Annotated in this window: 17 protein-coding genes; 11 read left to right on the top strand and 6 right to left on the bottom strand. The window is 71.2% G+C overall.

Going from position 1 to position 21,969, the window contains the following annotated elements:
- Positions 1 to 32: 32 nt before the first annotated feature.
- Positions 33 to 527 (bottom strand): GNAT family N-acetyltransferase, encoded by a 495-nt coding sequence (locus ACZ69Q_RS33425; RefSeq protein WP_471049218.1) that lies wholly within the window; start codon positions 525 to 527, stop codon positions 33 to 35.
- A 180-nt stretch (positions 528 to 707) separates the two neighbouring features.
- Between ACZ69Q_RS33425 and ACZ69Q_RS33420 the strand changes: the two genes are divergently transcribed.
- Entirely contained in the window at positions 708 to 1,928 is a 1,221-nt protein-coding gene (locus ACZ69Q_RS33420) for an alpha/beta hydrolase family protein (RefSeq protein ID WP_471049684.1), read from the top strand.
- Here the strand turns inward: ACZ69Q_RS33420 and ACZ69Q_RS33415 are convergent.
- The gene (locus tag ACZ69Q_RS33415; RefSeq protein ID WP_471049216.1) at positions 1,894 to 3,453 is read right to left on the bottom strand and encodes an MFS transporter; all 1,560 of its coding nucleotides are present in this window, start codon (positions 3,451 to 3,453) and stop codon (positions 1,894 to 1,896) included. The two genes, ACZ69Q_RS33420 and ACZ69Q_RS33415, sit on opposite strands and share 35 nt — an antisense overlap.
- 392 nt (positions 3,454 to 3,845) lie before the next feature.
- Between ACZ69Q_RS33415 and ACZ69Q_RS33410 the strand changes: the two genes are divergently transcribed.
- Both ACZ69Q_RS33410 and ACZ69Q_RS33405 read left to right on the top strand, forming a co-directional pair.
- Positions 3,846 to 4,634, top strand: a complete 789-nt coding sequence (locus ACZ69Q_RS33410; RefSeq protein ID WP_471049214.1) for an ABC transporter ATP-binding protein — start codon at positions 3,846 to 3,848, stop codon at positions 4,632 to 4,634.
- On the top strand, positions 4,631 to 7,201 hold the full coding sequence (locus tag ACZ69Q_RS33405) for an ABC transporter permease (protein WP_471049211.1): 2,571 nt from the start codon (positions 4,631 to 4,633) through the stop codon (positions 7,199 to 7,201). Before ACZ69Q_RS33410 ends, ACZ69Q_RS33405 begins: the two co-directional genes overlap by 4 nt.
- Positions 7,202 to 7,316: 115 nt before the next feature.
- Here ACZ69Q_RS33405 and ACZ69Q_RS33400 read toward each other — a convergent pair whose 3' ends face one another.
- The gene (locus tag ACZ69Q_RS33400; RefSeq protein ID WP_471049208.1) at positions 7,317 to 8,774 is read right to left on the bottom strand and encodes a DUF2079 domain-containing protein; all 1,458 of its coding nucleotides are present in this window, start codon (positions 8,772 to 8,774) and stop codon (positions 7,317 to 7,319) included.
- 475 nt (positions 8,775 to 9,249) lie between these two features.
- On the opposite strand from ACZ69Q_RS33400, the gene mfd reads away from it, so the two are divergent.
- The gene (gene mfd, locus ACZ69Q_RS33395) at positions 9,250 to 12,804 is read left to right on the top strand and encodes a transcription-repair coupling factor (protein ID WP_471049204.1); all 3,555 of its coding nucleotides are present in this window, start codon (positions 9,250 to 9,252) and stop codon (positions 12,802 to 12,804) included.
- Between the two features lie 82 nt (positions 12,805 to 12,886).
- Here the strand turns inward: mfd and ACZ69Q_RS33390 are convergent, their stop codons facing one another.
- Both ACZ69Q_RS33390 and ACZ69Q_RS33385 read right to left on the bottom strand, forming a co-directional pair.
- Positions 12,887 to 13,303 (bottom strand): SgcJ/EcaC family oxidoreductase, encoded by a 417-nt coding sequence (locus ACZ69Q_RS33390; RefSeq protein WP_471049201.1) that lies wholly within the window; start codon positions 13,301 to 13,303, stop codon positions 12,887 to 12,889.
- Positions 13,304 to 13,337: 34 nt separating this feature from the next.
- Positions 13,338 to 13,916: a TetR/AcrR family transcriptional regulator gene (locus tag ACZ69Q_RS33385; RefSeq protein ID WP_471049198.1), complete on the bottom strand. Its 579-nt coding sequence runs from the start codon at positions 13,914 to 13,916 to the stop codon at positions 13,338 to 13,340.
- A gap of 186 nt (positions 13,917 to 14,102) precedes the next feature.
- Here ACZ69Q_RS33385 and ACZ69Q_RS33380 point away from each other — a divergent pair, with 186 nt between their 5' ends.
- Complete coding sequence (locus ACZ69Q_RS33380; RefSeq protein ID WP_471049195.1) at positions 14,103 to 14,984, top strand: SCO6745 family protein; 882 nt, start codon at positions 14,103 to 14,105, stop codon at positions 14,982 to 14,984.
- A 268-nt stretch (positions 14,985 to 15,252) separates the two neighbouring features.
- On the opposite strand, the gene ACZ69Q_RS33375 is transcribed toward ACZ69Q_RS33380, so the two are convergent.
- Positions 15,253 to 15,435, bottom strand: coding sequence for an antitoxin (locus ACZ69Q_RS33375; RefSeq protein WP_471049192.1), 183 nt, complete (start codon positions 15,433 to 15,435; stop codon positions 15,253 to 15,255).
- A 228-nt stretch (positions 15,436 to 15,663) separates the two neighbouring features.
- Between ACZ69Q_RS33375 and ACZ69Q_RS33370 the strand changes: the two genes are divergently transcribed.
- The 6 genes from ACZ69Q_RS33370 (at position 15,664) to ACZ69Q_RS33345 (ending at position 21,875) form a co-directional block, all read left to right on the top strand.
- Positions 15,664 to 16,431 (top strand): HNH endonuclease family protein, encoded by a 768-nt coding sequence (locus ACZ69Q_RS33370; RefSeq protein WP_471049682.1) that lies wholly within the window; start codon positions 15,664 to 15,666, stop codon positions 16,429 to 16,431.
- A 53-nt stretch (positions 16,432 to 16,484) separates the two neighbouring features.
- Complete coding sequence (locus tag ACZ69Q_RS33365) at positions 16,485 to 17,228, top strand: N-acetyltransferase (protein WP_471049190.1); 744 nt, start codon at positions 16,485 to 16,487, stop codon at positions 17,226 to 17,228.
- A gap of 235 nt (positions 17,229 to 17,463) precedes the next feature.
- Positions 17,464 to 18,117, top strand: a complete 654-nt coding sequence (locus tag ACZ69Q_RS33360) for a hypothetical protein (RefSeq protein ID WP_471049187.1) — start codon at positions 17,464 to 17,466, stop codon at positions 18,115 to 18,117.
- A 38-nt stretch (positions 18,118 to 18,155) separates the two neighbouring features.
- A complete protein-coding gene (locus ACZ69Q_RS33355; protein ID WP_471049679.1) occupies positions 18,156 to 19,649 on the top strand; it encodes a protein kinase domain-containing protein in 1,494 nt (497 codons plus the stop codon).
- 224 nt (positions 19,650 to 19,873) lie between these two features.
- A complete protein-coding gene (locus ACZ69Q_RS33350) occupies positions 19,874 to 20,518 on the top strand; it encodes a SurA N-terminal domain-containing protein (RefSeq protein WP_471049184.1) in 645 nt (214 codons plus the stop codon).
- A 376-nt stretch (positions 20,519 to 20,894) separates the two neighbouring features.
- The gene (locus ACZ69Q_RS33345) at positions 20,895 to 21,875 is read left to right on the top strand and encodes a nucleoside triphosphate pyrophosphohydrolase (RefSeq protein WP_471049182.1); all 981 of its coding nucleotides are present in this window, start codon (positions 20,895 to 20,897) and stop codon (positions 21,873 to 21,875) included.
- The last annotated feature ends 94 nt before the right edge of the window (positions 21,876 to 21,969 follow it).

Genomic DNA, 21,969 nt, shown 5'->3' with positions numbered 1-21,969 from the left:
CCACGTCGACCCCGCGGGCCGGTTCCGCCCGGTCAGTGCCCGAGAAGCTCGCGCCGATAGCGGATCCCGGGCTGACCGCCGACCGTCGTGTCACCCGAGGCGACGAACGCGTTCTTCTCCAGGACGGTCCGGGACGCCAGGTTGTCGAGCGTGGTGACCGCGACCAGGGACGTCAGCCCGTACGCCGTAGCGGCCATCCGGCACAACTCCGCCACCGCCGCTGTGGCGACACCCTTGCCCGCCGCGCGCTCGCCGACGCGGTAACCGAGTTCGGCGCAGCCGCGCTCGACGTCGACCAGGTTGACCCGTCCGACGAGGCGGCCCTCGTCGTCGAGCACGACGTGGAAGTGGCAGACCCCGTCGGCCTGTTCGGCCAGCAGCGCCTCGAGCCTGGCCGCGAAACCGGCGGGCTCGAAGAACGCGTCCCCGCGGTCGGGCACCGTACGGGCGAAGTACTCCCGGTTCTCGCGCTCGAAGGCGAACAGGGCGTCCGCGTGGTCGGCGCGCAGGCGCTCCAGGGTCGGCATGGGGGACAGCGTAGGTGAAGCCGTCGGGGGCCGGTCCGACCGGGGAAGGACACCGGCACCGCCACTCGACACCCCTGGCCTACGACCGCGGGGCGACGCCAGGTCAGGGGTTCGCGACCTAGCGTCCTCCACATGAACAGATCACCGAACCAGTCGCCGGATCCGTCGCTGAACCCGTCAATGAACGGATCACCGAACCGGTCACTGAACAGGCCGCGCTTCTTAGCCCTGGCGGCGTCCGTCGTGCTCGTGCTCGGACCTGCCCTGACCCTCCCCGCCGTGGGCGCGGGCGCCGCCTCCGCCGCGCCCGTGTCCGCGCCCGCTTCCACCACCGCCTCGGCCCGACTGCCCCGCCCCACCGGCCCGCACACCGTGGGCCGCAGCACCCTCCACCTCGTCGACCGCGACCGTCCGGACCCCTGGGTGCCCTCCGCGGGTCCCCGTCAGCTCATGGTGTCCATGTACTACCCGGCGCGCCCCGGCACGAGCGGACCGAGCGCGCCCTACATGACCACCGAAGAGGCCCGCCACCTCCTGGAGTTGAGGGCGCCCGACGCCACCGTCCCGCCCGAGGTGATCAGCGGCGTCCGTACCTGGGCGTACGCCGACGCCCGCCCCGCGCACGGCCGGTTCCCGCTCGTCGTGCTCTCGCCCGGGTTCACCTTCCCGCGTTCCACGCTCACCGGTCTCGCCGAGGACCTGGCCAGTCGTGGATACGTCGTCGCGCTGGTCGACCATCCGTACGAGAACGCCGGCACGACCCTCCCCGACGGGCAGACCCTGCCCTGCGCGATCTGCACCGAGTTCCCCACGATCGGCGGTAGGACCGTCGCCGAGAGCCGGGCGCAGGACGTCTCCTTCGTGCTGGACCGGCTGACCGGGCGTCATGCCGGGCGCCATCCCGCGTGGCGGTACGCGCGCGTGATCGACGCGAAGCGGATCGGCATGGCCGGGCACTCCATCGGCGGCAACGCGGCCGCCGCGACGATGGCCGGCGACGCGCGCGTGCGGGCCGGCGTGAACATGGACGGCACCTTCTTCGCCAAGGTTCCCGCCGGCGGTCTCGACGGCCGGCCCTTCCTGATGTTCGGGGCCAAGGACCGGCCGCCGGCCGACACGAGCTGGGAGCAGACCTGGGCCGAACTGGACGGCTGGAAGCGCTGGCTGTCCGTCACGGGAGCCGACCACGGCTCCTTCACCGACGTACCCCTCCTCGCGGGACTGGCCGGCATACCGGACGCCGCTCCGCTGCCCTACGAGCGTTCGCTGGCCCTCACACGCGCGTACGTCGCCGCTTTCTTCGACCTGCACCTGAAGGGCGTCCCGCAGCCGCTGCTCGACGGACCGTCACCGGACAACCCCGAGGTCAACGTCCGTCTTCCGGGACGGCATCGCCCCTGACCCGATCCGAGGCGGCCTGATCACCGGCCTCGTTCAGGACCGGGAACCGCCTCGGCGCCAGCAGCAACAGCACCAGGAAGGCCAGCGCCGCCGCGCACGACGCCCCCAGATACACGGCGTGCACCGCGTCGGCGACGGCCCTCCTGGTGCCCTCCGGTGCCGTGCCGCCGGAATCCAGCGCGCGGGTCACCGAGTCCAGGTCGTCTCCCCCGCCGAGCCGGGACGCCAGCACGCCGTTCGCCACCGCACCGAACAGCGCCGCGCCCATCGTCTGGCCCGTCTGCCGGCAGAACAGCACCGACGCCGTCGCCGTCCCCCGCTCCGACCAGCCGACCGTCGACTGCACACCCACGATCAGCGGCAGTTGGAACAGCCCCAGCGCCGCCCCCAGCAGCAGCATCAGCAGTGTCGGCTGCCAGGCGGCTCCGGGATACGGCAGGAACAGGAACGTAAGCAGAATCAGCGAGGCCGTTCCGATGCCGAGCATCGCCGTGTTGCGGAAGCCGATCCTTCGGTACACGTGCTGGCTCAACGCGGCCGACACCGGCCAGCTCAACGTCCAGACCGACAGCACGAATCCGGCCGCCACCGGGGCCAGGCCGAGGACCGCCTGCGCGTAAAGCGGCAGGAACACCGTCGGCGCCACCATCAGCAGACCCAGCGCGCCGAGCGCCAGGTTCACCGCCGCGATCGTCCGGCGCCGCCACACCCACCCGGGGATGATCGGCTCGGCCGCCCGGCGCTCCACCAGCACGACGACCCCGAGGAGCGCGAGCCCCGTGGCGAACAGAGCAAGGGAAGGGGCCGACAGCCACGGCCAGGCCACCCCGCCCTGCACCAGAGCCGTCAGCAGCACGCCCCCGCACGCGAACACCGCCAGCGCGCCCGCCCAGTCGACATGCGCGCGCGTGCCCGTCCTCGCGCGCTGGGGCTCGTGCAGATGGCGGGCGATGAGCCACAACGCCACCGCCCCGATGGGCAGATTGATGAGGAAGATCCAGCGCCAGTCGGCGTAGGCCGCCAGCACTCCGCCCAGGCCCGGTCCCACCACCGCGGACAGCGCCCACACCGTGGACAGCTTGGACTGGATCTTCGGGCGCTCCTTCAGCGGGTACAGGTCGGCGGCGAGCGTCTGGACCGTGCCCTGAAGGGCCCCGCCGCCCAGTCCCTGCACGATCCGGAACGCGATCAGCGCCGCCATGTTCCACGCCACCGCGCACAGCAGCGACCCCAGCAGGAACACGACCGCGCCCGCGATCAGCACCGGCTTGCGGCCGAAGGTGTCGGAGAGCTTGCCGTAGACGGGGAGGGTCACCGTCACCGCGAGCAGATATCCCGAGAACAGCCAGGAGAACACGGAGAAGCCGCCGAGGTCGCCGACGATCTGCGGTACGGCCGTGGAGACGATCGTGGCATCGAGCGCGGCCAGCGCCATCGCGAGCATCAGGGCCGCGACCACGGCCGCGCGTTTGTCGGTTCCGGTGCGCTGTGCGGTGTCGCGTATCGCGGGTCTCGTACTGCCCACCGGGGTTCCTCTCCTATTGCTTTCCCCGTGCACCTATCTGTCGCGGAACAGCTTCCCACTTGACCCTGACGCCGCGGGAGGGTGGAGGCTCGATGGGTCCGAGGGTGGAGACAACCCCGACGCGCGCTCCACCGAAGGGTGGACAGCCCTTAGGGGGACCTCCGTACTAGGTCTCGGGGAGGGTTGGTACCGCCGGAGGACGAGACGGTGCGGGGGCCGTCCTTAACCTGGCTTTACGCCGCTGGGGGGCGGCATACCGAACCACCGGGGGTGGGGTTTTCCCCCGCACAAGAGGGGGTTGGGCACCAGCGCGCCGGACCCTGTCCCGCCACCAGACTGAACGTCGTAACAGTTCTCGCGATTCACCTGCTGACCGACTTAGGAGAAATACCGTGACATCGGCTGTGACCATTCCCAGGCACGGGGGCACTGGAGGGCGTACGGCCGTTGCCGCGCGGGCGCGGCAGGTCGTCAAGGCGTACGGGTCGGGGGAGACCCGTGTCGTCGCCCTCGACCACGTCGACGTGGACATCGCACGGGGCCAGTTCACCGCGATCATGGGCCCCTCGGGGTCGGGCAAGTCCACGCTCATGCACTGCCTCGCCGGGCTCGACACCGTCACCGGCGGCCAGATCTACCTCGACGACACCGAGATCACCGGTCTGAAGGACAAGAAGCTCACGCAACTGCGCCGGGACCGGATCGGCTTCATCTTCCAGGCGTTCAACCTGCTGCCCACGCTCAACGCCATCGAGAACATCACGCTGCCCATGGACATAGCGGGCCGCAAGCCGGACCGGGCATGGCTCGGGCGCGTCGTCGACACCGTGGGGCTCTCCGACCGGCTCAAGCACCGGCCGACCCAGCTCTCCGGCGGTCAGCAGCAGCGCGTCGCCGTCGCCCGCGCCCTGGCCGCCCGCCCGGAGATCATCTTCGGTGACGAGCCGACCGGAAACCTCGACTCCCGCGCCGGCGCCGAAGTCCTCGGCTTCCTGCGCAGGTCCGTCGACGAGCTCGGGCAGACCATCGTGATGGTCACCCACGACCCGGTCGCCGCCTCGTACGCGGACCGCGTGCTGTACCTCGCCGACGGACGCATCGTCGACGAGATGTACAAGCCGACCGCCGACGCCGTCCTGGACCGTATGAAGGACTTCGACGCGCGGGGGCGTACGTCATGACCGTCCTGAAGACCTCGATGCGCAACTTCTTCGCGCACAAGGGGCGGATGGCGCTGTCGGCCGTGGCCGTGCTGCTGTCCGTGGCGTTCGTTTCAGGAACCCTGGTGTTCACCGACACGATGAACACCACCTTCGACAAGCTCTTCGCCGTCACCTCCTCCGACGTCACCGTCAGCCCCAAGGAGGCGAAGGACGAGGACGACGGCGCCGGTACCGGCAAGCCCGCCTCCCTGCCCGCCTCGGCCGTCGAGCAGGTCGCGGCCGTCGACGGAGTCAAGAAGGCGGAGGGCTCGGTCGGCTCGATGAGCGTGACCGTCGTCAACTCCGAGAACAAGAACATGGGTTCCTCCACCGGCGCACCCACCATCGCCGGCAACTGGACCGAGAACGACAAGAAGTCCATGGAGATCACCTCCGGGCACGCCCCGCGCGGGCCCACCGAGGTCATGGTCGACGCGGACACCGCCGACAAGCACGACCTGAAGCTCGGTGACGAACTGCGCACCATCGCCGCCACCGGCGACATCCGCGCACGGATCGTCGGCATCGCCTCCTGGAAGGTGACCAACCCGGGCGCGGCCGTCGTCTACTTCGACACCGAGACCGCCCAGCGCACCCTGCTCGGCGCGACCGGCCGCTTCACTCAGGTGTCCGTCACCGCGGCGGACGGCGTGAGCGACGCGAAGCTCAAGCAGGACGTCGCGCAGGCCCTGGACGGCTCGTACAAGGTCCAGACGGCCAAGGAGAGCGCCGACGAGAACCGCAAGGACGTCGGCGCGTTCATGGACGTCATCAAGTACGCCATGCTCGGCTTCGCCGGGATCGCGTTCCTGGTCGGCATCTTCCTGATCATCAACACCTTCTCGATGCTGGTCGCCCAGCGCACCCGTGAGATCGGCCTGATGCGGGCGATCGGCTCCTCGCGCCGGCAGGTCAACCGGTCCGTGCTGGTGGAGGCGCTGCTGCTCGGCTTCATCGGCTCCGTCCTGGGTGTGGCCGCCGGTGTCGGCATCGCGGTCGGCCTGATGAAGCTCATGTCGATGGCCGGCATGAACCTCTCCACCGACGACCTGACGGTGAAGGTGACGACCCCGGTCGTCGGCCTGATCCTCGGCGTCGTGGTGACGGTGCTCGCCGCCTACCTGCCTGCCCGCCGCGCGGGCAAGGTGTCCCCGATGGCCGCCCTGCGCGACGCCGGTACGCCGGCCGACGGCAAGGCCGGCTGGGTGCGCGGCCTGGTCGGGCTGGTGCTGACCGGCGCGGGCGCCTTCGCCCTGTACGCGGCTGCCACCGCCGACAAGGCGAGCGACGGCGCGTTGATGCTGGGCGGCGGTGTGGTGCTGTCCCTGATCGGCTTCGTCGTCATCGGCCCGCTCCTCGCGGGTGCGGTGGTCCGGGTGATCAGCGCGGTCCTGCTGCGCGCCTTCGGGCCCGTGGGCCGCATGGCCGAGCGCAACGCCCTGCGCAACCCGCGCCGTACCGGTGCCACGGGCGCCGCCCTGATGATCGGCCTCGCGCTGGTGGCCTGTCTGTCGGTCGTCGGCTCCTCGATGGTCGCCTCGGCGACGAGCGAGCTGGACAAGTCGGTGGGCGCGGACTTCATCGTCATGAGCCAGCAGCAGCCGATCGTGCCGCAGGCCGAGAAGGCCATGCAGAAGACGCCGGGCCTCGCCCACGTCACCCGCTACAAGGACGTCGACGCCACCCTGACGTCGCCGGACGGCAAGACCGACGACACCGGGATCACGGCCGCCGACCCGACGTACGCCGAGGACCTGCGCCGTACCACCACGCAGGGCACCCTGTCCGCCGCCTACGGCAAGGACGCCATGTCGGTCGGCTCCGACTACGCCAAGAAGCACGGCGTGCGCGTCGGCGACACCGTCTCCGTCGCCTTCAAGGGCGGCGAGACCGCGAAGCTGAAGGTCGCGGCCATCACGGACGACGACACCTCCATCGACCAGGGCGCTCGCTACATGAGCATCGAGACCCTGTCGAAGTACCTGCCCGCCGACCGGATCCCGCAGAACGTGATCATGTTCGGCAAGGCGAAGGAGGGCCAGGAGGAGGCGGCGTACGCCGCACTGAAGAAGTCCCTCGACGCCTACCCGCAGTACCAGGTCCGCGACCAGACGGACTACAAGGAGGAGCTGAAGGACCAGGTCGGCCAGCTCCTGAACATGGTCTACGGCCTGCTGGCCCTGGCGATCATCGTGGCGGTCCTGGGCGTGGTGAACACCCTGGCCCTGTCGGTGGTCGAGCGGACGAGGGAGATCGGCCTGCTGCGCGCGATCGGCCTCTCCCGCCGCCAGTTGCGCCGCATGATCCGCATGGAGTCGGTGGTCATCGCCCTCTTCGGCGCCCTGCTGGGCCTGGGGCTGGGCATGGGCTGGGGCGCCACGGCCCAGAAGCTGCTGGCCCTGGAGGGCCTGAACGTCCTCGACATCCCGTGGCCGACAATCATCGCGGTCTTCATCGGCTCGGCCTTCGTGGGCCTGTTCGCGGCCCTGGTGCCGGCGTTCAGGGCGGGCCGGATGAACGTACTGAACGCGATCGCGACCGAGTAGCCGGCCGAGGAGTCGCCGAGTAGCCACCGCACACGGGGGTTGCGGGGGACGGGCCCGGTCCGGAAGGTGCTGCCACCTTCCGGACCGGGCCCGGCTGTATCGGGGGCCACGGCCGTCAGCCGGCGGTCTGCCGCCCCAGGAGTACGACTCCGTAGGCGGTGCCCTTCACGGTGTACCGGACGTCGGGGTGCAGGGTGCGGGCGTACGCCTCGACGTCGCGGTAGCGCTTGCGGGAGTTGTCGAGGGCGATGAAGTCGGGTTCGACGCCGCGGGTGTTGCTGACCCAGAAGACCCGGCAGCGCGAGGTGAGCCGGCTGATCGGCGCGATGTTCGCCTCGACGGAGGCTCCGTCGGGAACCTCGGCGAGGAGACGCTCTATCGCGCTCACGCGCGCGGGCTTGCGGTAGATCTCGCTCTCCGTCAGCGCGGACAGCGGCAGCGACGTGGTCAGCGCGAGCGAGGCGGCCGCGACGGCGGCGGGCAGGTGCTGGACGTACGAACGCAGCCACGCGCGCGTGCTGTTCCGGGAGATCACGATGGCGTCGACGAGCGCGAAGGTGACGACCGGCATCAGGACGGCGCTGTAGTGCCAGTCGGTGCCCCAGTACTGCGAATAGGCGGAGACGAAACGCCAGCCGATCGTGGGCAGGGCGACAAGCAGGATCGGGGACCTGAGGGCGAGCAGTCCGGTGGTGGGTATCAGAAGCCAGGCGAGCGTACGGAGCTTGGTGTCGAGGCCGTCCAAGGGACCGCCGCCGCCCGACTCGTTGACCTTGTTCCAGTAGTCGTAGGTGCCGGCGGAGTTGAAGCTCGGTATGACCACGAGCAGGGTGAGCGCGAGGGCCACCGCGCCGAGGACGGCGACGCCGAGCGCCCACCGGGTCGCGCGCGGCGACTCCTGCCGGGCCCGCCAGGCGACGACGAGCGCGAGGGCCGTGAGCGTGAGGCCCAGGTCCTCCTTCACGAGGACCAGCGGAAGCGCCCAGAGCAGAGCGGCCCGCCACCGCTGTGCGAGCAGCGCTTCGAGGCTGAAAGCGATCAGCGGTACGGCGAAGCAGATCTCGTGGAAGTCGAAGTCGACCGCCTGCTGGAGCCCCCACGACAGCCCGTACGCGACACCGATCGCCAGCCCGCGCCGCCGCCCGAGCAGCCGGGCCGCGGCCCGCGTGACGGGGACCGCGGAGAGCGCGAAGAGCGCCGCCTGCGCGACGAGCAGGGTGACCGGCGAGGGGAAGATCCGGTACACCGGCGCCAGCAGCACGGTCACCGGGCTGAAGTGGTCCCCAAGGATGTTGAACCCGGGCCCCTTCAGATCCGCGACCGGCGCCTGGAGATGCGCGTACGACCGGATGACCTGCTCGAATATCCCGAGGTCCCACGACTTCTGCCCCAGATGCCGGTAACGGCCCACGGAGACGATCGCGTACCCGACACACAGCACGACGGCCAGCAGCCAGGGATCACGCCGCCCCGCTCCGGGGCGGCCGTGCCCCGGGTCCTGCGGGGTGCTCGGGGCCGGTATGTGAGGGTCCGGGGACGCGTCAGGGGTGGTGGAGGCGGCGGGGGTGGGCATGGGGGGACCTTACGCGGTGCGGACTTTTCGCCGCCGTTCAGGTTCTTTCAGCCGGTCCGGGGTGTGCCGACGGGCGGTCTGCAAACTTTCAGTCGGTCCGGTGTGTGGCGACGGCCGGTCCGCAATCCTTCAGCCCGTCGGGCGCGGCCGACGCTCACTCTCAGAGGCCGGTCCGCATCTTTCAGCCCGTCCGGCGTTTGAGGACGAGGCCGTTCAGGGCCGATGCGGGGGCCCGGGGGCGGCAGCCCCCCGGGGACGATGGGGGTCCCCCCGCTCGAGCGAAGCCGAGAGTGGGGAGAGCAGGGGCGGCGGGGGCGAGGAAGTCCCGGCCTCGCGACAACGCCGACCACGGGAGAACGGACGTTATCCACAGGCCCCGGCGCCCGCCCGCGCAGCGACGTACGCTGGAACACCCGGCCCGTCACGCGTGTCGGGCCCTTCGTGTTGCCCACCCCCTCGGACGGAAGCGCCCTCCATGAGTCTGCACGGTCTGCTCGACGCCGTAGTCAAGGACACCGCCCTCGCGGAAGCGATCACGGCGGCCGCAGACGGCAACCGCATGCACGTCGACCTGGTCGGCCCCCCTGCGGCGCGCCCGTTCGCCATCGCCGCCCTCGCCCGCGAGGCCGACCGCCCCCTCCTCGCGGTGACGGCGACGGGCCGCGAGGCGGAGGACCTGGCCGCGGCCCTGCGCTCCCTCCTCCCGCCGCAGGGCGTGGTGGAGTACCCGTCCTGGGAGACCCTCCCGCACGAGCGCCTCAGCCCCCGCAGCGACACCGTGGGCCGCCGTCTCGCGGTGCTGCGCCGCCTCGCCCACCCCAGCTCCGACGACCCCGAGACCGGCCCGGTCTCCGTCGTCGTCGCACCTGTGCGCTCCGTCCTCCAGCCCCAGGTCAAGGGCCTCGGCGACCTGGAGCCGGTGGCCCTGCGCACCGGCCGGACAGCCGACCTGAACGCCATCGTGGAAGCCCTCGCGGCCGCCGCGTACGCGCGCGTGGAGCTCGTCGAGAAGCGCGGCGAGTTCGCCGTGCGAGGCGGCATCCTCGATGTCTTCCCGCCCACCGAGGAACACCCCCTGCGCATCGAGTTCTGGGGCGACGACATCGAGGAGATCCGCTACTTCAAGGTCGCCGACCAGCGCTCCCTGGAAGTCGCCGAGCACGGCCTGTGGGCCCCGCCCTGCCGCGAGCTGCTGCTCACGGACGACGTACGCGCACGCGCGCGTGCCCTCGCCGAACAGCACCCCGAGCTCGGCGAACTGCTCGGCAAGATCGCCGAGGGCATCGCCGTAGAGGGCATGGAGTCCCTCGCGCCGGTCCTCGTCGACGACATGGAGCTGCTGCTCGACGTCCTGCCCAAGGGCGCCATGGCCGTCGTATGCGACCCGGAACGGGTACGCACGCGTGCCGCCGATCTCGTGGCCACCTCGCAGGAGTTCCTCCAGGCGTCCTGGGCCGCCACGGCCGGCGGCGGCGAGGCGCCCATCGACGTCGGCGCGGCCTCCCTGCGGTCCATCGCGGACGTCCGCGACCGCGCCCGCGAGCTGGACATGATGTGGTGGTCGGTCTCGCCGTTCGCGGCCGACGACGAGCTCACGGGGACATCGGCCGCCGACGCGGCGGGCGACACCCTCAAGCTCGGCATGCACGCCCCCGAGGCGTACCGCGGCGACACCGCGAAGGCCCTCGCCGACACCAAGGGCTGGCTCGCCGACGGCTGGCGCACGGTCTTCGTGACCGAGGCCCACGGCCCGGCGGCCCGCACGGTCGAGGTGCTCGGCGGCGAGGGCGTCGCGGCCCGCCTGGAGGCGGACCTGGGGGAGATCGCCCCGTCGGTCGTCCATGTCGCCTGCGGCTCGATCGAGTACGGCTTCGTCGACCCCACGCTCAGACTCGCCGTGCTGACCGAGACCGACCTGACCGGCCAGAAGGCGGCCGGCAAGGACGGCGCCCGGATGCCGGCCCGCCGCCGCAAGACCATCGACCCGCTCACCCTGGAGACGGGCGACTACATCGTCCACGAGCAGCACGGCGTCGGCCGCTACATCGAGATGGTCCAGCGCACCGTGCAGGGCGCCACGCGCGAGTACCTCGTCGTGGAGTACGCCCCCGCCAAGCGCGGCCAGCCCGGCGACCGGCTGTACATCCCCACCGACCAACTGGAGCAGATCACCAAGTACGTCGGCGGCGAGGCGCCCACGCTGCACCGCCTGGGCGGCGCCGACTGGACGAAGACCAAGGCGCGGGCCAAGAAGGCCGTCAAGGAGATCGCCGCCGACCTGATCAAGCTCTACAGCGCGCGCATGGCGGCGCCCGGGCACGCGTTCGGCTCGGACACCCCCTGGCAGCGCGAGCTGGAGGACGCCTTCCCCTACGCCGAGACGCCCGACCAGCTCACGACCATCGCCGAGGTCAAGGAGGACATGGAGAAGTCGGTCCCGATGGACCGCCTGATCTGCGGCGACGTCGGTTACGGCAAGACGGAGATCGCGGTGCGGGCCGCCTTCAAGGCGGTGCAGGACGGCAAGCAGGTCGCGGTCCTCGTCCCCACGACCCTGCTGGTGCAGCAGCACTTCGGGACGTTCTCCGAGCGCTACTCGCAGTTCCCGGTCAACGTGCGCGCCCTGTCCCGGTTCCAGACCGACACCGAGGCGAAGGCCGTCCTGGAGGGCCTCAAGGACGGCGCGGTTGACATCGTCATCGGCACGCACCGGCTGTTCTCGTCGGAGACCAAGTTCAAGGACCTGGGACTGGTCATCGTCGACGAGGAACAGCGCTTCGGCGTCGAGCACAAGGAACAGCTCAAGAAGCTGCGTGCCAACGTCGACGTCCTGACGATGTCCGCGACCCCGATCCCCAGAACGCTGGAGATGGCGGTCACCGGCATCCGCGAGATGTCGACGATCACCACCCCGCCCGAGGAACGGCACCCGGTCCTGACCTTCGTCGGCCCGTACGAGGAGAAGCAGATCGGCGCCGCGATCCGCCGCGAACTGCTGCGCGAGGGCCAGGTCTTCTACATCCACAACCGCGTCGAGTCGATCGACCGCGCGGCCGCCCGCCTGCGCGAGATCGTCCCCGAGGCCCGCATCGCCACCGCCCACGGCCAGATGTCGGAGCAGGCGCTGGAGCAGGTCGTCGTCGACTTCTGGGAGAAGAAGTTCGACGTGCTCGTCTCGACGACGATCGTCGAGTCCGGCATCGACATCTCCAACGCCAACACCCTGGTCGTCGAGCGCGGCGACAACTTCGGCCTGTCCCAGCTCCACCAGTTGCGCGGCCGGGTGGGCCGGGGACGGGAACGCGGCTACGCCTACTTCCTGTACCCCCCGGAGAAGCCGCTCACCGAGACCGCCCACGAGCGCCTCGCCACCATCGCCCAGCACACCGAGATGGGCGCGGGCATGTACGTGGCCATGAAGGACCTGGAGATCCGCGGCGCCGGCAATCTGCTGGGCGGCGAGCAGTCCGGCCACATCGCGGGCGTCGGCTTCGACCTGTACGTCCGTATGGTCGGCGAGGCGGTCGCGGACTACCGGGCGTCCCTGGAGGGCGGGGTCGAGGAGGAGCCGCCGCTGGAGGTCAAGATCGAGCTCCCGGTCGACGCGCACGTCCCGCACGACTACGCCCCCGGCGAGCGGCTCAGGTTGCAGGCGTACCGCGCCATCGCCTCCGCCAACACGGAGGAGGACATCGCGTCCGTACGCGAGGAACTCGTCGACCGCTACGGCAAGTTGCCCGAACCGGTCGAGAACCTCCTGCTGGTGGCCGGCCTGCGCATGCTGGCCCGCGCGTGCGGTGTCGGCGAGATCGTCCTCCAGGGCAACAACATCCGTTTCGCGCCGGTGGAGTTGCGGGAGTCCCAGGAGCTCAGGGTCAAGCGCCTGTACCCGGGCACCGTCATCAAGCCGGCGGTCCACCAGCTTCTGGTGCCCCGCCCGAAGACCGCGAAGGTCGGCGGGAAGCCGCTGGTCGGGCGGGAGTTGCTCGGGTGGGTGGGGGAGTTCCTGACTTCGATTCTTGGGTCCTGACTCCGGAGGTCCGGTCCGGTCCGGCCCGCGCCGGGCCGGACCGCAGGCGCCGGCGGGCGTGGTTGTTCCAGGCGTGGTTGTTCTAGTCGACCCGGACCTCGGTGTTCTGGCAGGCGTGCAGCAGCCACCTGCCGTCGTCCTGCCGGGTCATGACGTACAGCGGAGCGCCCTCCGTGTCGCCTGCCGGCGAGTGGTAGACCTGCCGGACCTTGACGGCCGCCACGTCCGGCCGCAGGAACTGCGTGTGCACGGCCTCGTAGGTGACCTCGCCGTCAAATGTGGCGCCGGGCAGCACGGCCCGGGTGAACTCGGCGATGGCGTCGAGGCCGATGAGGACTTTGCCGTGGCCGGTGGTCCACAGCGCGTCGGGGTGGAAGAGGGCGAGGAAGCCGTCGGGGTCCTTGGCGCGCTGGGTGCGTTCGACGGCGGCGACGACCTCGGCTATGGCCCGGAGGTCCTTGGCCTGTGCGGCGGGGATGTGCTCGGTTTCGGTGGTCATGCGGATCACTCTGGGACCTCAAGGGGACTTGAGGTCAAGTGGTCCTGAACAGCATCGCCGCGAGGGTCCGGAACACCTCCTCGGGGTCCTGGTCGCCGACCGGGCCGTCCAGGTTGTGGCTCAGCAGCAGCGTGGCGAAGCCGTGCGCCAGGGACCAGGCGGCGACTCCGGCCATGCGGGAGTCGATGCCGAGCTCTTCGGGGTGTACGACGGCGACGGCGCCGCGCAGGGCGTCACCGGCGAGGGCGCGGGCCGTGGTCAGTTCGAGGTCGCCGGCCCGCAGCAGCTCGGGCGAGAACATCACCTGGAAGTGCGCGGGGTGTTCGCGTGCGAAACGGACGTAGCGCACGCCCGCGTCCTTCAGGTCCGCCGCCTCGATGAGCGCGGTCGCCAGCAGCCCGAACCCCTCGGCGGCGATCGCCGTGAGCAGTCCGGTGCGGTCCCTGAAGTGATGGGCCGGCGCGGCGTGCGAGACACCGGCACGGCGGGCGAGGTCACGCAGGCTGAGCGCGGACGGGCCGTCGGTGGCGATGACGTCCAGCGCGGTGGCGAGGATGGCTCGGCGCAGGTCGCCGTGGTGGTACGGGCGGCGAGGAGAGGTCTGCTGCGTCATGGCAGCAGCGTACGCGCAATCTAGGCGGCGACAAGTTTTCGGGATCTAGGCGTTGACAAGTTCCGGCGGGTCGGGCAATCTTGTCAGTGTCAAGTTGTGGAGCGTGAAAGGCGAACCGCGAGCTGTGGGCCGCGGATTGTGCGGGGTCGGGGAATCGATCCCGGGACTTCTGACTGGGGGCGTGTCATGGTGAAGCACGACGGCGGTATGGATCCGGGCCGGGTACGACAGCTCTGGCATCTGCTGGAGCCGCTGCACGCGGTGCTGTACTACGCGCCGGAGGTCTTCGAGGAGGCCGCCGAGCTCGGGTACGCCACCAAGGAGCGCTGGCCGAGCTACTTCCCCTACCGAGCCGCGCCGTTGGGGGCGGCCGGGGCGAAGAGTGTCGCGTCCGCGTTCTACAGCTTCAGTCCACGCATGGTCGCCGAACACATCGACCCCGCTTGGGAGACGGCGAGCCCCGAGGCCGTGCTGCGGGCGCGGGTGCGCGGGATCGACCGGGCCTACCGCGCGATATTCGGCGACCGGGTGGACAGTCCTGAGCTGGCCGAGGTCGCGGCACTCGTCCGCCGCGCGGCCGAGGCGGCCAACACCGCGGGCCGCCCGCTGGCCGCGGCCAACGCCGCCCTGGACTGGCCCGAGGCGCCGCACCTCCAGCTCTGGCACGCGGCGACGATCCTGCGGGAGCATCGCGGCGACGGCCACATAGCGGCCCTGATGGTGGCCGGCCTGGATCCTGTCGAGTCGCTCGTGTCCTTCGCCGCGATAGGCGCCGCGTCCGTGGAGCGCTTCGAAAGCCGTGGCTGGAGCCTGGAGGAATGGGAGTCGGCTCGTGACCGCCTGATCGCCCGAGGTCTGGTCGACGCGGACGGCACGTCCACGGACGCGGGCCGTGAACTGCGCCGCACCGTGGAGCAGCACACCGATCAACTCGCCGCCGCGCCATGGCAGTCGCTCACAGCCGCGGAGACCGACAGCCTCGTGGAACTGCTCGGCGAGTTCTGGGTGGCGGTGCTGTCCTCCGGCCTGCTGCCCTCGGAGACGACGCTGGGGATCGGCAAGGTCTGACGGGGAGTCGACGGAGCCGCGACCAGCACGAACTCCTCGTCCGCGAGCGGCACCGAGGCCGGCCGCACGACGCCGCCCGCGGGAGGCGGGTGTCTCTCCGCGGACGGCCCCCGTTCTCAAAAGGCTTCCTCTTGAAACGGTTCCCCTCAAGGCGGTTCGGTGACCGCCTGACCACGACGCGAGCGCCGACGGGGCCGGCCTGTCGCGGCCCTGCCTGCCGTCGGCGCCGTGCCCGCCGGGTCTTGTGGTCCTGCGTGGGACTTCGGTCCTACGGGTGATCGGGCCTGTCGCGGTCCATGCCGAGTTCGCGTTCCATCCTCTGCTGCGCGTCGTCGACCTGGCCCTCGTGCTTGTTGCCCGTCCTCTCGTTGACCTTCCGCTCCGCGGTGTCGGACGCGTCCCTCGCCTTGTCCTGCGCCTGGCGGTTCTTGAACCTGTCGAAGATGCCCATCCAGAGCTCCTTCCCGAGGTGATTCAGAATCGACGATACGCCCGAGTTGAGTGGTATGCGCGACTAGGTCCACTTATGGCCTTGACCTACTCCTCGGCGGTGCCCTGGACCGCCGGCCTGGCCTCCCGAATGCCGCTGCGCGCCGGGTCGCTACCGTGTGCGCGACGGAGTATCAGGGAAAACCGCCTGTGCGGGGCGGAACACGCAGCAGGGGAGGGACGCATCGTGATGCGTCTGAGGGGCGGGGCGGCGAGCGCCGCGGCGATGCTCGGCATGGTGCTGGTACTGGCGGGATGCGAGAACGTCGATCTATCCGTGGACGACGGGTCCTCCGGCTCTGCCCCGGCCGCCGGCTCCGGCCGCGCCGTGAGCCCACTGGACAACCCCGACGGCACGAAACCCGGGCTCGCGCCGCTCACGTCGGACGCAGACCGGTCCGAGGCGCGGGCTCTGATCGAGAAGGTGGCGACCAAGGGCCGCGGCCCCAAAACGGGCTACGACCGGGACGAGTTCGGCTACGCGTGGATGGACTCGGCGCCGGGCGGCATCCCGTTCTCCCGCAACGGCTGCGACACCCGCAACGACCTCCTCAAGCGCGACGGCGAGGACGTCCGCCACCGCTCCGGCTCCGACTGTGTCGTGGCCTCCATGACGCTGCACGACCCGTACACGGGGCAGACGATCAAGTGGGCCAAGTCACGTGCCACGACCGTGCAGATCGACCACGTCATGCCGCTGTCGTACGACTGGCAGATGGGCGCCTCCCGCTGGCCGAAGGGCAAGCGCCAGGACATCGCCAACGACCCCCTCAACCTCATACCGGTCGACGGTCCGACCAACAGCTCCAAGGGCGACTCCGGCCCCGCGTCCTGGCTGCCCCCGAACAAGGGCATCCGCTGCTCGTACGCGGTGCGCTTCGCCCAGGTTTCACTGAAGTACGAACTTCCGGTGACCAGCGCCGACAAGGAGACGATGCTGCGTCAGTGCGGAGGCTGACGTGCGCTGAAAACAACTGTCCGGCGCAGCAACCGCGCGCCTACGGTGTCGGCATGGAACTGAAGGTGTCGAGCCTCGCGGAACGCCCGGAGATGGTCGAGCGGGTCCTGGAGATGCCGGACACATGGCCGGAGTTCGTCATCCATGACCCCGTGGGCAACGCGCACTACGCCCGGATCCCGCGTGAGTTCCCGCAGTACGCGCTGTTCGCGGAGGACGAGCGGGGCGAGGTGGTCGCCCATGCCTTCAGCGTTCCGTTCGCCCTCGGCGCCGAGGGCCGCGGCCGGCTGCCCGCCCGGGGCTGGGACGAGGTGCTGGTGTGGGCCTTCGCCGACCTGCGCGGCGGCGTCCGCCCCGACACCGTCAGCGCCATCTCCGTCGTCATCGCCCCGCACGCGCTCGGCGGGGGCCTGTCCGCGCGGATGCTCGGCGCGATGCGCGAGAACGCCCGCGCCCACGGCTTCAGCGAGGTCGTCGCACCGGTCCGCCCCAACGCCAAGCACCTCGAACCGCGTACCCCCATCGAGGAGTACGCCCACCGGGTGCGCCCCGACGGCCTGCCCCACGACCCGTGGCTGCGCGTCCACGCCCGCGCCGGTGCCGCGATCGACTCGATCGCTCCGGCGTCCATGACCGTCGCCGGATCGCTGGAGCAGTGGCGCCGCTGGACCGGACTGCCCTTCGACGCCCCGGGCGACATCGAGGTGCCCGGCGCGCTGGTACCGGTGCGGTGCGAGCCGGAGCGGGACCACGCGGTGTACGTCGAGCCCAACGTGTGGATGCGGCACCCGCTCTGAGCCGTCCGGGCGGGCGGGATTCGGGCGGATGCGCGCGGCCGGAGCCGGAAGCCGATGCTCCACGCGACCTGGGCCGTCGTACGAAGTGATCAGCACGACAACGGTTCGGTACAACCGGTGACCCTATGTCGGTGTCGACCTATACGCTCGAAGCGACAATCGCACGACCGAGGTTGCCCCGTACGGGGCAGGGTCGGTCGACACCGCGCGCCCACCTCAGGCATCAGGAGCAGTCATGCAAGGCCACGGCTATCCGCAGCCGGTGAACCAGCCGCCGCCGATTGGTTGGCTGGTCTTCCTGCGCGTGGTCTTCGTCGTGATGTCGGTGCTGAGCTTCGGCCTGCTCATGTGGGTCATGATGCTGCGCCTGGCGATCGTGACCCGCAGAGCGCTCGACTGGTGGCTGTTCGCGGCGTCGATCGTGGTGGAGTTCCTCGGCCTGTACCTGATGGGCTCCGAGCCCGGCGACGAGATCCACACCGCCGGCGGCTGGACGGGCCTCGCCCTCGTCCTCGGCGGCATGGTGGCCTCGATCGCGTACTACCTCTCCGCGGAGATACGCCACTTCCACCAGCTCCGCTACTCCGGCCACACCGGGCAGCGGCCGACGTCCCCGGCCTACGGCTACCCGCAGCCCCAGTCGCCGTACACCGCCACGACGGTGCCGCAGTCGCCGTCGATATCCCAGACGCCCCTGCCCCGCACCCCGATGTCCCAGACGCCGATGTCCCAGACGCCGATGCCAAGCACACCCGCGCCGCCGCCCACGCCCCCGCAGCGCCCCGCGCCCGCGCGTATCGACCAGGTGCGTGCCGAGCTCGACGAGCTCAGCGACTACCTGCGCAAGCACGACACCCGCCAGGACGGCGACCACGAGGGCGGAAGGTGACCGTGACGACAGGACGTGTCGTCGCCGGCCGTTACGCGCTGTCCGCGCTCATCGGACAGGGCGGCATGGGCCAGGTCTGGACGGCGTACGACCAACGGCTCGACCGGCGTGTGGCGGTGAAGCTGCTGCGCCCCGACAAGGTGGCCGGGCAGGAGGCGGACGAGCTGCGCCGCCGGTTCGTGCGCGAGTGCCGGGTGACCGCGCAGGTCGACCACCCCGGGCTGGTCACGGTGCACGACGCGGGCAGCGAGGGCGAGGAGCTGTTCCTCGTCATGCAGTACATCGACGGCGTCGACCTCTCCGCGCATCTCGCCGAGCGCGACCCGTACCCCTGGCAGTGGGCCGTGGCGGTCGCCGCGCAGCTCTGTGCCGTGCTGAGCGCCGTGCACGCGGTGCCGATCGTCCACCGCGACCTCAAGCCGCGCAACCTGATGGTGAAGCAGGACGGCACGGTCACCGTCCTCGACCTCGGTGTCGCCTCCGTCATGGACGCCGACACCACCCGCCTCACCCACACCGGCACGCCGATCGGCTCACCCGCCTACATGGCCCCCGAGCAGGCGATGGGCGGCGCGGTCGGCCCGTACACCGACCTGTACGCACTGGGCGTACTCATGCACGAACTCCTCAGCGGAGACGTGCCGTTCTCCGGCTCGACCGCGCTCGGTGTGCTGCACCGGCATCTGTACGAGCCGCCGCTGCCCGTGCGCCGCGTCCGCCCCGAGGTCCCCGAGCCGCTCGAAGCCCTGGTCCTGCGGCTGCTCGCGAAGGAGCCGCAGCACCGTCCCGCCTCCGCGCAGGAGGTGTACGAGAACCTGGAGGCGCTGCTGCCCGCGCGCGGCACCCCCACCGGAGCGCCGCTCGACCCCACCCGCCCCTTCCTGCGCCCGCACGCCCCCTGGCCGGACCGGGCACGCACCCCCGCGCCCCAGCCGGCGCCCGCCACCCCCGTCACGCCCGCCGACGAGAAGCCGGACGTCGCGCGCGCCGTCGACGAGGTCAAGCGGCTGCTGGGCGAGGGCCGTATCACCCAGGCCGTCGACATCCTCGGCGCGATCCTGCCCACCGCGGCCGAACAGCACGGCGAGCACTCCCCGGTGGTGCGCACCCTGCGCAAGCAGTACGCGGCCACGCTCATGGACGACGGCCAGTACCGGCGCGCGCTGCCCGAACTGCGCCGCCTCGCCGACGAACGCGCCGCCGAGGCCGGTCAGGCCGACCCGCAGGCCCTGCGGTTCCGCTACGACGTCGCCCAGTGCCTGGAACAGCTCGGCCAGCCGGCCGCCGCGCTCACCGAGTACCGCGCGCTGCTGCCGTACTACGAGAACCAGTACGTCTCCGGCGACCCCGAGCTCGCCCACGACGTCCGCCGCCGCATCGGCCACCTCCTGCTCGCCGTGGGCGACCGCCCCGCCGCCCACGACACCCTGGCCCGCCTGCTGATGGACGTCGAGCGCCTGCACGGCCCCGGCCACCCGGTCGCGGCGGAGGTACGACGCACCTTGCAGTGGCTGGGGCAGGTGCGCGGCTAGTTCTTCCCGCGGGTTCAAGGATCCCGGTGGCCGGCACGGGCTGCGCCCCGCATGAAGGATCCCGGTGGCCTGCATGGGCCGAGCCCCGCATGGCGGTGTGCGGCGGTGCCCGAAGTCCTGGTGAATCGTTGGTCCAATGGGTTGGCCAGAGCTTGCCCACTGCCTACCATCGATCACCGCAAGACTTTGTGCACCGTCGCACAAGCTCTCCTCGGGAGGTCTCCTTGCACCGCCGTCGTCGCACCGCGCTACTTCTCTCCGCCGCGATCGCCGCGGCACCCTTGCTCACCGGCTGCGGAAACGACGCGCATCCCGGTGCGGCAGCCGTCGTGGGCAGCCAGCGGATCACCGTCTCGGAGCTGGAGAACAGGGTGAGCGAGGTCCGTACGGCCCAGCGCGACGCCGTGCCGGACGAGGCCGCTTATGCGCAGGTCATCGCCAAGTCGGGCACCCTCCCGCGCGACGTCCTGCACAACATGGTCCTCGACGAGGTGCTGCACAGGGCCGCCAAGGACGCCGGGGTGAGCGTCACCCGCAAGGAGATCCAGCAGGCGCGCGGCGACCTGGAGGGCCAGGTCGGTGGCGCCAAGGCCCTGGAGACCGCCTGGCTCCAGCAGTACGGCATCCCGCCGCAGCGCCTCGACGAGAACCTCCGCCTCCAGCTCGAGGCCCAGAAGCTCGCCACCGCCCTCGGCACCGACACCGGCAAGCCGGCCTTCTGGAACGCCCTGGCCGAGGCCTCCAAGCAGCTCGACATCGACGTCAACCCGCGCTACGGCACCTGGGACGTCCAGAAGAGCAGCCGCGCGGACGCGAAGACACCGTGGGTACGCGAGGTGACGAAGACGGGGGCACAGCCCGCGATGTGACAGCGGCGGGGGGCAAGCCCACGCTGTTGACGGCTACGGCTACGGCTACGGCTACGGCTACGGCTACGGCTACGGCCACGGCCACGGCCACGGCCACGGCGGGCCGCGATACGGCGACGGTGGCGGTCGGCCACGGTGGCGGCGGGCTACGGCCCGCGGTACGGCCACGCCGGCGGCCGGCTACGGCCCCGGTACCGCCACGCCGGCGGCCGCGGTACGCCCAGGGGCAGCTCGGCGGAACCTCCCGGCTCCGCCCTGTGCGGGGCCGGACATCTCGGCCCCATCTCGGCCCCACTCCTGTGGACAACGCCGGAGCCACCCGCCCGGCCTGTGGATAACTCGGGGCCTTGTGGGTCGCTTGGGTTACGTTCGGATTGTGAACGCAACCAGTCCCGAAGCCGCCGCCCCCGGCCGCATCGTCCTGCTCACCACCAGCCACCGCGTCGCCCCCGGCCTGCTGTCCTGGCCCGCCTGGCAGGCGCTGCGCTCCGCCGACCGCGTGCTGTGCGCGGACGGCGCCCATCCGCAGCTCCCGTATCTGCGTGAGGCCGGGATACCGGTCGACGAGGCCGCCCCGACCGCCGAGGAGCTGATCAACGCGTGCGCCGGCGGCCGCACGGCCGTGGTCGTGGCGACCGGCGAGGGCGAGCCCGCGCTCACCGACGGCCTCGCCCGCCTGGCCGGCACGGGCCGTGTCGCGATGCCGGAACTGGAGCTGCTCCCCGCCTCCTACGACCTGCCCGGCGCCCGCCTCCTCGATCTCGTCCAGGTCATGGACCGCATCCGCGCCGAGTGCCCGTGGTCCTCCCAGCAGACCCACAAGGGCCTGGCGAAGTACGGCATCGAGGAGGCCTACGAGCTCGTCGAGGCGATCGAGGACGGCGACCGCGACGAACTCCGCGAGGAACTGGGCGACGTCCTCCTCCAGGTCGTCTTCCACTCCCGCATCGCCGAGGAGGACCCGGAGTCCCCCTTCTCCATCGACGACGTGGCCGGCGGCATCGTCACCAAGCTCATCCACCGCCACCCCCATGTCTTCGGCGACGAGACGGCGACGACCCCCGAGGAGGTCAAGGAGCACTGGCTGCGCACGAAGGCCGAGGAGAAGCGCCGGGAGTCGGTGACGGAGGGCATCCCCCTCGGCCAGCCGGGCCTGGCGCTCGCGGCGAAGCTGGCGTCCAGAGTCCGCACGGCGGGCCTGGAGGTACCGCTGCCGACCGGTGAAGGCATCGGGTACGAGCTGCTGGCGATGGCGGTCCGCGCGGAGGCGGCCGGGGTGGACCCGGAGGCGGCCCTGCGGGTCGCGGCGCGGGCGTACCGGGACGCGGTCCGGGTGGCGGAGGGGGTGCCGTCGTAGCGCGGGCGGTCACCTGAAGGCCGAAGCCGGGCCGCTGCGACGCCAAGGATCATCGGCGTGCTGAGAGCCAGCGTGCTGAGAGCCTGCGCGCCGA

It is taken from the genome of Streptomyces sp. NPDC036764, assembly GCF_055609385.1.
The sequence above is the reverse complement of the archived record's forward strand: the minus strand, read 5'-3'. Positions and strand labels throughout refer to the sequence as shown.

Excerpts from the sequence above, each read along its gene's own strand:
- ACZ69Q_RS33365 (WP_471049190.1), top strand. The coding sequence starts at position 16,485 with ATGGAACTGAAGGTGTCGAGCCTCGCGGAACGCCCGGAGATGGTCGAG.
- ACZ69Q_RS33400 (WP_471049208.1), bottom strand. The coding sequence starts at position 8,774 with ATGCCCACCCCCGCCGCCTCCACCACCCCTGACGCGTCCCCGGACCCT.
- ACZ69Q_RS33375 (WP_471049192.1), bottom strand. The coding sequence starts at position 15,435 with ATGGGCATCTTCGACAGGTTCAAGAACCGCCAGGCGCAGGACAAGGCG.
- mfd (WP_471049204.1), top strand. The coding sequence starts at position 9,250 with ATGAGTCTGCACGGTCTGCTCGACGCCGTAGTCAAGGACACCGCCCTC.
- ACZ69Q_RS33405 (WP_471049211.1), top strand. The coding sequence starts at position 4,631 with ATGACCGTCCTGAAGACCTCGATGCGCAACTTCTTCGCGCACAAGGGG.
- ACZ69Q_RS33380 (WP_471049195.1), top strand. The coding sequence starts at position 14,103 with ATGGTGAAGCACGACGGCGGTATGGATCCGGGCCGGGTACGACAGCTC.
- ACZ69Q_RS33390 (WP_471049201.1), bottom strand. The coding sequence starts at position 13,303 with ATGACCACCGAAACCGAGCACATCCCCGCCGCACAGGCCAAGGACCTC.
- ACZ69Q_RS33425 (WP_471049218.1), bottom strand. The coding sequence starts at position 527 with ATGCCGACCCTGGAGCGCCTGCGCGCCGACCACGCGGACGCCCTGTTC.
- ACZ69Q_RS33360 (WP_471049187.1), top strand. The coding sequence starts at position 17,464 with ATGCAAGGCCACGGCTATCCGCAGCCGGTGAACCAGCCGCCGCCGATT.
- ACZ69Q_RS33420 (WP_471049684.1), top strand. The coding sequence starts at position 708 with ATGAACGGATCACCGAACCGGTCACTGAACAGGCCGCGCTTCTTAGCC.
- ACZ69Q_RS33370 (WP_471049682.1), top strand. The coding sequence starts at position 15,664 with ATGCGTCTGAGGGGCGGGGCGGCGAGCGCCGCGGCGATGCTCGGCATG.
- ACZ69Q_RS33385 (WP_471049198.1), bottom strand. The coding sequence starts at position 13,916 with ATGACGCAGCAGACCTCTCCTCGCCGCCCGTACCACCACGGCGACCTG.